The 13145-nt window shown below is 39.1% G+C and carries 16 protein-coding genes; 12 read left to right on the forward strand and 4 right to left on the reverse strand.

From position 1 onward, the window contains the following. The first annotated feature begins 6 nt into the window (after positions 1-6). The 11 genes from rnpM to E8M05_RS02170 all read left to right on the forward strand — a co-directional run bounded on the left by rnpM (position 7) and on the right by E8M05_RS02170 (position 9935). Positions 7-303 carry an RNase P modulator RnpM gene (gene rnpM, locus E8M05_RS02120; RefSeq protein ID WP_003063410.1) on the forward strand — a complete coding sequence of 99 codons (297 nt, stop codon included), beginning with the start codon at positions 7-9 and terminating at the stop codon, positions 301-303. Further along, entirely contained in the window at positions 296-598 is a 303-nt protein-coding gene (locus tag E8M05_RS02125) for a YlxQ-related RNA-binding protein (protein WP_003063412.1), read from the forward strand. Before rnpM ends, E8M05_RS02125 begins: the two co-directional genes overlap by 8 nt. Before the next feature lie 19 nt (positions 599-617). Continuing rightward, positions 618-3326: a translation initiation factor IF-2 gene (gene infB / locus E8M05_RS02130; protein ID WP_061100091.1), complete on the forward strand. Its 2709-nt coding sequence runs from the start codon at positions 618-620 to the stop codon at positions 3324-3326. A 451-nt stretch (positions 3327-3777) separates the two neighbouring features. Next, on the forward strand, positions 3778-4128 hold the full coding sequence (gene rbfA / locus E8M05_RS02135) for a 30S ribosome-binding factor RbfA (protein ID WP_003063416.1): 351 nt from the start codon (positions 3778-3780) through the stop codon (positions 4126-4128). A 110-nt stretch (positions 4129-4238) separates the two neighbouring features. Further along, the gene (locus tag E8M05_RS02140) at positions 4239-4781 is read left to right on the forward strand and encodes an LOG family protein (protein WP_013851487.1); all 543 of its coding nucleotides are present in this window, start codon (positions 4239-4241) and stop codon (positions 4779-4781) included. A gap of 12 nt (positions 4782-4793) precedes the next feature. Continuing rightward, entirely contained in the window at positions 4794-5342 is a 549-nt protein-coding gene (locus E8M05_RS02145) for a nucleotidyltransferase family protein (protein WP_013851488.1), read from the forward strand. Between the two features lie 141 nt (positions 5343-5483). Next, on the forward strand, positions 5484-5915 hold the full coding sequence (locus E8M05_RS02150; RefSeq protein WP_013851489.1) for a CopY/TcrY family copper transport repressor: 432 nt from the start codon (positions 5484-5486) through the stop codon (positions 5913-5915). 23 nt (positions 5916-5938) lie between these two features. Then, positions 5939-8176: a heavy metal translocating P-type ATPase gene (locus tag E8M05_RS02155; protein ID WP_013851490.1), complete on the forward strand. Its 2238-nt coding sequence runs from the start codon at positions 5939-5941 to the stop codon at positions 8174-8176. A gap of 21 nt (positions 8177-8197) precedes the next feature. Next, positions 8198-8401 carry a heavy-metal-associated domain-containing protein gene (locus tag E8M05_RS02160; RefSeq protein ID WP_013851491.1) on the forward strand — a complete coding sequence of 68 codons (204 nt, stop codon included), beginning with the start codon at positions 8198-8200 and terminating at the stop codon, positions 8399-8401. Between the two features lie 101 nt (positions 8402-8502). Then, positions 8503-9120 carry a trimeric intracellular cation channel family protein gene (locus E8M05_RS02165; RefSeq protein ID WP_048791319.1) on the forward strand — a complete coding sequence of 206 codons (618 nt, stop codon included), beginning with the start codon at positions 8503-8505 and terminating at the stop codon, positions 9118-9120. Positions 9121-9122: 2 nt separating this feature from the next. Next, positions 9123-9935, forward strand: coding sequence for a Cof-type HAD-IIB family hydrolase (locus tag E8M05_RS02170; protein WP_013851492.1), 813 nt, complete (start codon positions 9123-9125; stop codon positions 9933-9935). 35 nt (positions 9936-9970) lie between these two features. On the opposite strand, the gene E8M05_RS02175 is transcribed toward E8M05_RS02170, so the two are convergent. Both E8M05_RS02175 and E8M05_RS02180 read right to left on the reverse strand, forming a co-directional pair. Continuing rightward, positions 9971-10288, reverse strand: coding sequence for a hypothetical protein (locus E8M05_RS02175; protein WP_043910108.1), 318 nt, complete (start codon positions 10286-10288; stop codon positions 9971-9973). A 150-nt stretch (positions 10289-10438) separates the two neighbouring features. Continuing rightward, a complete protein-coding gene (locus E8M05_RS02180; protein ID WP_003063437.1) occupies positions 10439-10996 on the reverse strand; it encodes a TetR/AcrR family transcriptional regulator in 558 nt (185 codons plus the stop codon). 133 nt (positions 10997-11129) lie between these two features. Here E8M05_RS02180 and E8M05_RS02185 point away from each other — a divergent pair, with 133 nt between their 5' ends. Beyond that, positions 11130-11975, forward strand: a complete 846-nt coding sequence (locus tag E8M05_RS02185; protein WP_003063439.1) for a DegV family protein — start codon at positions 11130-11132, stop codon at positions 11973-11975. Between the two features lie 24 nt (positions 11976-11999). Here E8M05_RS02185 and E8M05_RS02190 read toward each other — a convergent pair whose 3' ends face one another. Further along, entirely contained in the window at positions 12000-12515 is a 516-nt protein-coding gene (locus tag E8M05_RS02190) for a YgjV family protein (protein ID WP_013851493.1), read from the reverse strand. A 5-nt stretch (positions 12516-12520) separates the two neighbouring features. Next, complete coding sequence (locus E8M05_RS02195) at positions 12521-13105, reverse strand: HlyD family secretion protein (protein ID WP_013851494.1); 585 nt, start codon at positions 13103-13105, stop codon at positions 12521-12523. Positions 13106-13145 lie beyond the last annotated feature (40 nt).

Genomic DNA, 13145 nt, shown 5'->3' on the forward strand with positions numbered 1-13145 from the left:
TGTTTGATGGCTAAAACACGTAAAATACCTTTAAGAAAATCAGTTGTTTCAGGCGAAGTAATTGATAAGCGCGATTTGCTTCGCATTGTTAAGAATAAAGAAGGCGAGATTTTTATCGACCCGACTGGTAAGAAAAACGGTCGCGGTGCCTACATCAAACTTGACAATGAAGAGGCAATCCAAGCTAAAAACAAAAAAGTGTTTAATCGTAGTTTTTCAATGGAAGTTCCTGACGAATTTTACGATGAATTAATTGCTTACGTTGATCACAAAGTAAAAAGAAGAGAGTTGGGTCTTGAATAACCGTGAAAAATTGTCAAATTTAATTGGTTTAGCACAGCGAGCAGGAAAAGTTATCTCTGGTGAAGAGTTAGTTATCAAAGCGATTCAATCTGGAAAAGCACAGCTTATTTTTCTAGCTAATGATGCTGGCGCTAATTTGACAAAGAAAACAGCTGATAAATGTCAATATTACAAAATAGAAGTCTCTACAGTGTTTAACACACTGGAATTAAGTGCTGCTCTTGGAAAACCACGTAAAGTGGTAGCCATAGCAGATGCTGGATTTTCAAAGAAAATGAGGACTCTTATGAACTAAAAGAATAGGAGGACATCAATTGTCAAAGAAAAGATTATATGAAATCGCTAAAGAATTAGGTAAATCAAGCAAAGAAATTGTTGAATATGCTCAAGAATTAGGACTTGCTGTTAAGAGCCATTCTTCTAGCGTGGAAGAATCTGATGTCAAACGTATTGTGGCAAAATTTTCAGATAAGCCTCAATCTACTCCAGCTAAACCTAAAGTAGAAAAAGCATCTGAAAAAACAGTTGCACGAGCTCCAAAAGCTACTCCTGCAACACCATCAAAACCACAAAGCCGTAATTTTAAGGCTGAGCGTGAAGCACGTGCCAAAGCCGAAGCTGAAAGACGTGCTAATGGTGGCGATAAAAAACGTCGTAACGACCAGCGTCGCGATGATCGTTCAAATCCTAATGACCGACAAGGGAATACTCAAAATAATCGCAAACAGAATAAACGCGATCACAATCCTCAAAATCATAGTCGAAGAGATCAACGTGATAACCGTCAGCAAGCAGCAAAACCACGTGTTGACTTTAAAGCACGTGCCACTGCTATAAAAGCTGAACAAAATGCTGAGTATTCACGTCAAAGCGAAAAACGAATTTATGAGCAGGAAAAGGCCAAACGTAAAGCAACTGCTGCAAAAGAGCAAGAACAAAAAGCTCGTGTTGAGGCAAAAGCTAAGAGTGAAGAGAAGAAAGCGGTAGTTAAAAAGGTTGCGCCTGCTCCACAAACTGTGGTGGCAGAACCTCCTACCCCAACTGCTGATAAACGTCGTAAGAAACAAGTTCGTCCTGAAAAATCACATGATTACAGTCATGAAGACGAATCGCGCAAGAATAAAAATAGAAAAAACTGGAATAATCAAAACCAAGTGAGAAATCAAAGAAATAGTAACTGGAATAATAATAAGAAAAACAAAAAAGGTAAAAATAATCGTAATAATGCTCCAAAACCTGTAACAGAGCGTAAGTTCCATGAATTGCCTAAAGAATTTGAATATACTGAAGGTATGACAGTCGCTGAAATCGCAAAACGTATTAAACGCGAACCAGCTGAAATTGTTAAAAAATTGTTCATGATGGGTGTTATGGCAACACAAAACCAATCCCTCGACAGCGATACAATCGAACTGCTGATGGTTGATTATGGTATTGAAGCTCATAAAAAAGTTGAGGTTGACGAAGCTGATATCGAACGCTTCTTCGTAGATGAAGATTACCTCAACCTTGAAAACATGGTTGAACGTGCGCCTGTTGTTACAATCATGGGCCACGTTGACCACGGTAAAACAACCCTTCTTGATACCCTTCGTAATTCACGTGTCGCTACAGGCGAAGCTGGTGGTATCACGCAACATATTGGTGCTTATCAGATTATTGAAAATGGTAAGAAAATTACTTTTCTTGATACGCCAGGACATGCGGCATTTACATCAATGCGTGCGCGTGGTGCATCAATTACAGATATTACAATCTTGATTGTTGCTGCTGATGACGGTGTTATGCCCCAAACAGTCGAAGCCATTAACCACTCTAAAGCTGCTGGTGTCCCAATCATCGTTGCAATTAACAAGATTGATAGACCAGGAGCCAACCCAGAACGTGTTATTGGTGAACTGGCAGAACACGGTATTATTTCAACTGCTTGGGGTGGAGACTGTGAATTTGTTGAAATTTCAGCCAAATTTGGTCAAAACATTGATGAATTGCTAGAAACAGTTCTCCTTGTTGCTGAAATGGAAGAATTGAAAGCTGACCCTACAGTTCGTGCTATTGGTACAGTTATTGAAGCTCGTCTTGATAAAGGTAAAGGTGCTATCGCAACACTTCTTGTTCAACAAGGTACTCTTCACGTTCAAGACCCAATCGTTGTTGGTAACACGTTTGGCCGTGTTCGTGCTATGGTTAATGACCTTGGACGTCGTGTAAAAGTAGCTGAACCATCAACACCAGTATCAATCACTGGTTTGAATGAAGTACCTATGGCAGGTGACCACTTCGCCGTCTATGAAGATGAAAAAGCTGCGCGTGCCGCTGGTGAAGAACGTGCTAAACGTGCATTGATGAAACAACGTCAAGTAACACAACGTGTTAGCCTTGAAAACCTATTTGATACGCTTAAAGCAGGTGAAGTTAAGACTGTTAATGTTATCATCAAAGCCGATGTACAAGGTTCAGTTGAAGCTCTTGCTGCCTCACTTCTTAAAATTGATGTTGAAGGCGTTAAAGTCTCAGTTGTCCATTCAGCTGTTGGTGCTATTAACGAATCAGACGTTACCCTTGCTGAAGCCTCAAATGCCTTCATCATTGGATTTAACGTACGTCCTACACCACAAGCACGTCAACAAGCAGAAACTGATGAAGTAGAAATTCGTCTTCATTCAATTATCTACAAAGTTATCGAAGAAGTTGAAGATGCCATGAAAGGTATGCTTGACCCTGAATACAAAGAAAAAATTATCGGTGAAGCTATCATCCGCGAAACTTTCAAAGTTTCTAAAGTTGGTACAATCGGTGGATTCATGGTTACAAGTGGTAAAATCACTCGTGATGCTAACGCCCGTGTCATCCGTGATGGTGTCGTTATCTTCGACGGAAAACTTGCTAGCCTTAAACACTTCAAAGATGACGTTAAAGAAATCGGAAACGCCCAAGAAGGTGGTTTGATGATTGAAAACTACAACGACATTAAAGTTGATGACATCATCGAAGGCTACATCATGGAAGAAATTAAACGTTAATTCCCATTGAGACTAAAGTTTCTAATGGCGTATGATAAGCTCTAGCAGACTTTCAGTTGATGGCTAGCTTTCAAGAATTCTCTAGTAAAAACAGAGCTACATACTGCAGTCTTGTTTTACCACGGTGGTAGCTATCTTTAGAGTATCAACAAATTTAGTTTTTATGAAATAATTTCTAAAATTTGTAAGTCTTGTCTATTGATTGATTATTTGCGAGCGAAGCGAGCAACAAGACGCTACTTACCGCTGTGGTGAAAGTGGCTGAATTTACTACTATTCAGCCACTCGGAAGTTTTGAGACTTTAGGCTCAAAACTTAGGCATGGAATTCCTTGGATTCCTTCAATAGTCCACTGGACTATTGAACCTGCCGTCCGCACCACTTAAGGAAAGTATTAAAAAGACTTCTTTAGAAAAATAAGAAATATCAAAATAACTAGAAAGGATATTTTATGGCTAATCATCGTGTTGACCGTGTTGGTATGGAAATTAAACGTGAAGTAAACGAAATTTTGCAGAAAAAAGTTCGTGACCCACGTGTTCAAGATGTGACAATTACTGATGTCCAAATGCTTGGAGATCTTTCAATGGCTAAAGTGTATTACACTATTCACTCTGAACTTGCGTCAGATAATCAAAAAGCCCAAACTGGTCTTGAAAAAGCAAAAGGAACTATCAAACGTGAACTTGGTCGCAACTTAACTATGTACAAAATTCCAGATTTGACATTCATCAAAGATGAATCAATCGAATACGGCAATAAAATTGACCAAATGCTTCGTGATTTGGAAACTAAAAAATAACATAGCTTTCCATTTCAGTTAAAAATAGAAAAACAATTAAGAACTCGCTAATTGGCGGGTTCTTTTGTGTTATAATAAAAGTGTTTTTTTGAAATGGGGAAATAAAAAAGATGAATATTACAGTTTATTTGGCTTCAAGTATGGGAAATACACCAGATTATCATGAACAAGTTGTCGCATTTGCGAATTGGTTAGCTCAACATGACCATTGTTTGGTTTATGGTGGAAGCAAAACTGGGCTTATGGGAGTTTTGGCGGACACGGCATTGGCACAGGGGGCTAAAGTCTATGGTATCATGCCTGATTTTATGCAAAAACGTGAAAAGGCACACCAAGGCTTAACACACTTGCAAATTGTTGATAACATGGATGAGCGTAAGCGTCTCTTAATGGAAGAGGGCGACATTTTAGTTGCATTTCCAGGCGGTCCAGGGACACTTGAAGAAATTATTCAGGCTATTTCATGGGCGCGTGTTGGGCAACTCGACAAACCCTGCTTGCTTTTTAACATGAACGGTTACTATGATAGCCTCAAAGAACAATTTAATCAGATGGTGTGTGCAGGATTTTTAACGACATTTGACCGCAAAAAGGTTATCTTTGTCGATAGTCTGCAAGCGTTAGAAGAGGTTATCAGTAGTTATCAGAAATGAAGGATGGGATTTATGGATTTACAAGCGTTATTTGTGCAAGATGAAGAGTTAATGATGATTCTTAGGATAATAGCAGAGCTGGGTTTGCAGGATTCTTGGCTAGCAGCTGGGACATTACGCAATTATGTTTGGAATGTCTTGTCAGGAAAAGCTGGCTTGATACAAGCAAGTGATTTAGATGTCGTTTTTTATGATGTCAATGTGTCTTATGCTGAAACGCTGGTGCTTCAGCAAGACCTTCAACAGCGCTATCCAGCCTATCAATGGGAAATCAAGAACCAGGTTTATATGCACAGCCATAGTCCAAATACGCTCCCTTACCAAAATGCGAGAGATGCTGTTAGCAAATATCCAGAGCGTTGCACAGCCATTGCAGCAAGATTGAACAATGATGAGTTGGAACTGTTTTTGCCTTATGGTGATGACGATATTGTTAATTTTGTCGTGCAACCGACACCGCATTTTTTAGCAGATAAGAAACGGATGCAGGTCTATCGTGAACGCCTTGCTAAGAAAGATTGGCAGGAAAAATGGCCAAACTTACAACTGCTTGATAAATAAGAATAATACGCTAGGTGAAACAGATTGCTTTAATTTTTGCAATGTGTTTTATTTTTTAATCTTTTATCGTTGACAAATGTAAACTATAATCGTATAATGAATCTACAAAAGTAAACCAAAACTATTTTAAAGGAGGTAACAATGTCAATTTCAAATGCAGAATGGGAAATCATGCGTGTTGTTTGGACGAAAGAGGAAACAACTAGCAGCCAGATTTTGGAAATTCTCGAGCAAAAGACAGACTGGACAGCCTCTACTGTTAAGACATTGTTGAAACGATTAGTGGATAAAGGCTATTTAGCAACACAGAAATCGGGTAAATCATTTCTTTATTCAACACTTGTTTCTGAAGAAGAAGCTATTAATCGACAAGCCGATGAGCTTTTTGATAAATTTTGTCAGCGCAAGCATACCGTAATTATCAAACATCTCTTGGAAACAACGCCGATGACAATGGCAGACATTAACGACTTGCAAGCTCTGCTATTGTCCAAAAAAGAAGAGGCACTTGAAGAAGTGCCGTGCAATTGCATCCCTGGGCAATGTCGCTGTAAAGAGCATTTGAGTGCTTAGGGTTAGATTGGAAAGGAAAATAAATGGCAAAAGAAGAAGTTTTCGTCATTGACGGCATGACCTGTGCAGCTTGTGCCTTAACGGTTGAAAATGCTGTTAAAAAGCTAGACCATGTTGACTCCGCTGTTGTCAATCTAACAACAGAAAAAATGACGGTGGATTATAATCCTGACTTAGTCAGTGAAAAAGAAATTGAAAAAGCGGTAGCAGATGCAGGTTATAGCGCCAGCGTTTTTGATCCGACAACGGCAAAGAGTCAATCAGAGCGCCAAAGTGAAGCCACACAGAATATGTGGCATAAGTTTCTTTTATCAGCTTTATTTGCGATACCGCTCCTCTATATTTCTATGGGAAGTATGGTGGGGCTTTGGGTACCAGAAATCATTAGCATGTCAGCTCACCCATTGAACTTTGCTTTGATTCAGCTGATTTTGACGTTTCCTGTCATGTATTTTGGACGTCGTTTTTATGTCAATGGCTTCCGCTCATTGTTTAAAGGGTATCCTAATATGGACTCGTTGGTTGCCTTGGCAACAACGGCTGCCTTCGTTTACAGCCTTTACGGTGTTTATCATATTATACTGGGGCATAGCCACCACGCGCATATGCTGTATTTTGAATCAGTTGCGGTGATTTTGACCTTAATCACTCTCGGGAAATACTTTGAAACGCTGTCAAAAGGTCGCACGTCAGATGCCATTCAAAAATTGGTGAAATTATCAGCTAAAGAAGCAACGGTTATCCGTGACGGTGTGGAACAAGCTGTTGCGATTGAGGACGTGCACGTTGGGGACCTCATTTTAGTAAAACCTGGGAAAAAAATCCCTGTTGACGGTAGTGTGGTTTCAGGGCACTCAGCGGTTGATGAGTCAATGTTGACAGGGGAAAGTATCCCAGTTGAGAAAGTCACAGAGGATAAGGTTTATGGTGCTTCAATCAATGGACAAGGGGCGCTAACCATTCGTGCTGAAAAAGTTGGTGATGAAACCTTGCTCGCCCAAATTATTAAATTGGTTGAGGATGCGCAGCAGACCAAAGCACCGATTGCGAAAATTGCGGATAAGGTAGCAGGTGTTTTTGTTCCAACTGTTATCGTGATTGCGCTTGTCACCTTCATTTTCTGGTACTTGATTATGGGACAAACCTTTGTCTTTGCTCTCCAAGTTGCCATTGCGGTTCTTGTCATTGCTTGTCCTTGTGCGCTTGGTCTTGCAACACCGACAGCGATTATGGTCGGAACTGGTCGCGGTGCTGAAAATGGTATCCTCTATAAACGCGGTGATACCCTTGAAAATGCTCACCACCTCGATACCATTGTCTTTGATAAAACAGGAACTATCACCCAAGGCAAACCACAAGTTGTTGATATTTTTGCTTACCAAGGCGATAAAGATAAGCTTCTTGCACAAGTTGCCTCAATCGAGAAATTGTCAGAACACCCTCTTAGTCAAGCCATTGTGGAAAAAGCATCCGCAGATAAGTTAGCTTTGACAGAGGTCACACAATTTAAGTCCTTAACAGGATTTGGCTTGCAGGCCGATATTGACGGACAAACAGTTTACGTCGGAAACCGCAAGTTAATGGAAAAATATCAGGTTGACTTGACCGCTAGTCAAGAAGCGGTGCTGGCTGCGACTCAAAAAGGACAAACACCGATTTACATCTCGGCAAATGAACAACTACTAGGACTTATCACCGTAGCTGATTTGCTAAAAGTAGACAGTAAAGAAACCGTCGCTAAATTGCAAGAAAAAGGCATTGATGTTGTCATGCTGACAGGTGACAATAGCAAGACAGCGCAAGCTATTGCCAAACAAGCTGGTATCAAAAAAGTTATTAGCGAAGTTCTACCAGACCAGAAATCGCAAGCCATTCAGGATTTGCAAAGTCAAGGAAAAATGGTTGCCATGGTTGGTGATGGGATAAATGACGCACCTGCCTTAGCGGTAGCAGATATTGGTATCGCTGTCGGTTCTGGGACAGACATTGCTATTGAATCAGCAGATATTATTCTCATGAAACCAGAAATCTCAGATGTTCTGAAAGCCTTGAGCATTAGTCGTTTAACGATTAAAATTATCAAGGAAAATCTTTTCTGGGCATTTATCTACAATATCTTAGCGATTCCTGTCGCTATGGGTGTATTATATCTATTTGGTGGACCTCTGTTAAATCCAATGATTGCAGGACTTGCCATGGGATTTAGTTCAGTTTCAGTCGTCCTCAATGCCCTTCGCCTAAAATATATTAAACTGAATTAATGATAAACAAAGGAGTTTCACATGGAAAAAACGTATGAAATTACTGGTATGAAATGCCAAGGTTGTGTCAAAACAGTGACAGAAAAATTGTCAGCTGTTCGTGGCGTTGAAAAAGTGGTTGTTGATTTGGATAAAAAACAAGCAACTGTCACAGGTAATCCTTTCAAACTCTCCCTAAAACGAGCACTCAAGGGAACAAAATTCACCCTTGGAAAAGAAATTTAAAAGAATTTCAAAAATCATAAAAAAACAGACTCAGTGCTGTTTTTTTTTGCGTTAAAAATGATAAACTAGTCTAGTAAGAAAAAAATGAATTTGGAACGAAAATGACAATAGATGTTTGGGATATTTTAAGTATTATCGGAACGATTGCTTTTGCACTTTCAGGAGCTATTGTTGCCATGGAAGAAGATTTTGACATTCTAGGATTATTTATCTTAGGATTTGTAACAGCTTTTGGTGGTGGTGCCATTCGTAATCTTTTAATAGGATTACCCATTAGTGCGCTTTGGTCGCAAGGTCAAGCATTTTATTTTGCCTTGATTGCTATGCTATTTATCATGGTATTTCCAAACATCATTACTCATAAAGGTTGGAGAAAGGCAGAAGTATTGACGGATGCTATCGGGTTAGCGGCGTTTAGTGTGCAAGGGGCTATGTATGCGGTGAAATTGCATCAACCCTTGAGTGCAGTCATTGTTGCGGCAGTTTTGACCGGTGCAGGTGGTGGTATTGTTCGTGATGTTTTAGCCGGGAGAAAACCTGGGGTGTTACGAAGCGAAGTTTATGCAGGTTGGTCAATTTTAGCAGCGCTAGCGATTTACTTTAAAATCGTCCATAACGATTCAGGTTATTATTTGCTTGTTTTGATTCTGACCATCTTACGTATGATAGGTTACTGGCGTCAATGGCATTTGCCAAAAATTAAACGGAAGGTCACTTAGAAATGATTAAATTAATTGCAATTGATTTAGACGGAACTTTACTCAATTCAGATAAAAAAATTCCTGATGAAAATGTCAAAGCTATTCAAAAAGCTGCTAAAGCAGGTGTGAAAATTGTTCTTTGTACAGGACGACCAAAATCAGGGATTCTGCCTTATTTTGAACGACTTGGCTTGACTGATGAAGAATATATTATTATGAATAATGGCTGCAGTATTTACAATACTAAGAATTGGGAGCTTGTCAGTTATGCCCAAGTGAATAATGACGAATTGGACAAACTAGACCAAGCGGTTGAGGGCTATCCAGAGGTTTGCTTGACATTGACAGGCGAAAAACATTATTATGCCGTTGGAAGCGAAGTGCCAGAATTGGTTCAATATGATGCAGGGCTTGTTTTCGATATAGCTAAAGCTGTTAGCATTGATGAATTGAAAGCTAGTTCAGAAATTATCTTCCAAGCCATGTATATGGCAAGAGCGCCTTATTTAGACCTATTCCAAGAAGCTAAAGAAAGTGCCTTGGCACCTGAATTTAGCGTGGTGCGCAGTCAAGAATACATCTTTGAAATTATGCCGAAAGGTTATACAAAAGCCACTGCTCTTAAAGCTTTGTCAGAAAAACTTGGCTTTACTCCAGCAGAAGTAATGGCAATCGGTGATGCTGCTAACGACATTGAAATGCTAGAATTTGCTGATAACAGTGTTGCCATGGGAAATGCGACTGACGAAGTCAAAGCGCTTTGCCGCTACGAAACAACAACCAACGACCAAGCAGGCGTAGCCCAAGCCATTTACGATTATGTGTTGAAATAACAAGTGAACCTGATTGATATGACTCAATCAGGTTTTTATTTGATAAAAATGGTTCTGTGGTGGCTAAGTCCTGCCTGACCAAATGTTTTGGCTACCTGTTTCCAGCTTTCTTTACTACTCGGTGTGGCTTCTTTCAAATCTTTAACCAATAATTTAATGTTCTTTTTCCATTGGCTACCTGTATCTGCCATGTAAACGCCGTCCAGAGTTTGCGTAATCGTGTAAAGGGAGTCAAGACATTCTTTTATGGTAATCTCTCTTAATTCCTTATGCTTTAATAGTGCCAACAAGGCTTCTCTGATTGTTAATCGAGTTTTTAAGGTTCTACAATTTAATTTTTCTTCTATTGCCATAATCTACCCCTTTAAAATCAACAAATGTATAGTTTGTGATTTGATTTTAGAACAAATGTTTACTTTTGCCAAAGAAAAAATGTAATCAAGATTAGGTAATTCACCCAAAATAAAATCCCTCCAACCAAATCGTGGTTAGAGGGGGTCTTTTCATAAGAAAAGGGGTAAACCAATAGCGGCTACTTCTTCGGCAGGAATTCGCATATCGTCGGCTACCCAGTTTGAGAGTACCGAGATAATGGCATTACTCCAGAAAGAATTAGTGTAGCGAGAATCATGCTTTTTCTTGAAACGTTGATAAGCTTTTAAGCGTTTAGAAACGATACTTGTTAATAGCTTTTCAAGGTGTTGTTCAAAAATCATTCGTAAAACGTTGGCTTCCTTTTTCGCCTCCGTCAATATGAAAAGCCACGCTTGGGAGAGCTGTGTCTTTAAATCGAAATTTTTGATGCCTCGAAAAATACGGCGAACAATTTGCGTTAAAATAGATTCAAGAATGGCTTCCTTAGATTTGTAATTTCGATAGAAAGCATTACGTGAAACGCCAGCTTTAGCGACGAGTTCAGAAATCGTAATTTGATTTAGTGGTTTCTTTTCAAGAAGAAGTAAAAGCGCAGTTTCAAGTGATTCACGCGTTAATTTTCGTGACTCCTTGTTGGACACCTGCAAATTTTGCAAGGATTTTTGTGAAATTGTTTTTTCCGTCATGACAAAATCCTCTCACTTGTGACGTCTGATTGTTTTTGATAGCTAAGATAAAGGCTCTAATGATATAATTTTAGGAGAAAATACTTTGTTTGTCAAATAATATCAAAATCAAAAGAAATGGAGGAAAAGAGATTTGACTTGGAAAATTGTGACAGATTCTGGCTGTGATATTAAACATATCGAAGCTATCGCAGACCACACAGAATTTCAAAATGTCCCTCTAACAATACAGATTGGCTCAGAAATTTTTGTGGATGATGAAGGGTTAGATGTCGATAATATGATGGCAAGTGTGTATGCAAGTCCTACATCATCAAAATCAAGTTGCCCAAGCCCAGATGCCTTCTTACAAGCCTACCAAGGCGCTGAAAATGTCATTGCTATTACGATTACAGGAAATTTATCAGGAAGTCAAAACAGCGCTCAAGTGGCTAAAAATATGCTTCTTGAAGAACACCCAAATGTTAATATTCATGTGATTGACTCACTATCTGCAGGCGGTGAAATTGACTTGATTGTTTTAGAGTTAAACCGTCTAATTGCTAAAGGTCTCAGCTTTGATGAGGTGGTCGAAGCGATTACTGCTTACCAAGCTAAGACCAAATTACTCTTTATTCTTGCTCGTGTGGATAACTTGGTGAAAAATGGTCGCTTGAGCAAATTGATTGGTAAAGTTATCGGACTTCTTAACATTCGTATGGTCGGAAAAGCTAGTGACGAAGGGACTTTAGAGCTTCTTCACAAGGCAAGAGGTCAGAAAAAAGCTGTTCAAGCAACAATCGATGAAATGTTCAAAGAAGGTTATCAAGGTGGTAAAGTCATGATTACTCACGCCAACAATGAAAAAGCTTGCCAACAGCTAAGTGATAAAATCAAAGAGAAATACCCTCAAGCCGATATCACATTTATCAAAGCTTCAGGACTTTGTAGCTTCTATGGTGAAGATGGTGGTATCTTATTAGGATACGAAACAAAATAAACGTTAAAACACCCAAGATGAATATCAGTCTTGGGTGTTTTGTGTATGACGATTTAAGCCACTGTATTTTTTAATAGCAATAAGTGTTGTAATTGTGATGACCACGTCCATAACTAAAGCAGGATAGGCTTTAATGGTGAAGTCGTATAAAGACCAAAGTAGCATATTCTCAACCGTTACCCAGCGAAGCCATTGTACCTTATCAGTCAAAAAAGAAACGATAGTATAAGATACTGATGAAATCAAAGGTAAACAGCCGATTAATCCTAAATTATTGACATGCATGCCTAATGTTACTTGAATGATAACGAGGAGAACAGTTGTATAAATTGAATCCCATTTCTTAATCATGAGCGTATTTCGAATAATAGAAACACTGATAGAAATAGCTCCCGTATAGCCACCCAACAAAAAATTGGCAACCATGGTAAAGAAATAATCAGATAGTTGCCAACTCAACATGCTTTTCTTAGTTTTGGCAAAAGATGAGATTGCTAAACAAGTTGCGCCAATGGCTGAAAAGATAAGCCCGATTGACATAATAATTAGTATCCGTAAGAATCGCTATTAGTGATAGTCGAATCAGAATAAGTATTACCGTAAGTGCTGTATGTTGAATTACCTGAAGTAGTATTGTTTTGTGTAGTTGCTGCTGCGATAGCGTTAGAAACAGCATCCAAACGAGCTTGAAGTTGGTCTTTGACGGTTTCATTTGTTAGAACATCAATTGCTGCTTGTGCCGCAGTGACATTTGCGCTTGTTTGTTCAGATTCTGCCGTTGCAACAGCTGTTTCCGCATTGCTTTCATTGGTTACTTCAGCAGAGACAGCATCCAATTGTGATTGTAAATCTGTTTTTTTACTTTCATCAGAAAGTTTATTAATCGCTGCTTGTGCATTAGTAACAGCTTCTGATGTCGGATTAGCTTGTGCTTCTGCGAGTAAGGATGCCGCTTTAGCTTCTAAATCTTCTTCACTAGTAGTAGACGAAGAAGATGAGGTAGCAGTAGTTGCTTGTGAAGTTGAGTTGCTGGCATAGCTGTTACCAAAGATTAGGTAGATACCAGCTCCAAAGGCAATTAAAATAATACTAAGAATGAGATAAGTAACTTCACTTTTTGAGTTTTTCATGAAAGCTCCTTTTCCTTTTTATAAATTTAAAGATTCCTTC

The organism is Streptococcus pasteurianus (assembly GCF_004843545.1).
Lineage (GTDB): Bacteria > Bacillota > Bacilli > Lactobacillales > Streptococcaceae > Streptococcus > Streptococcus pasteurianus.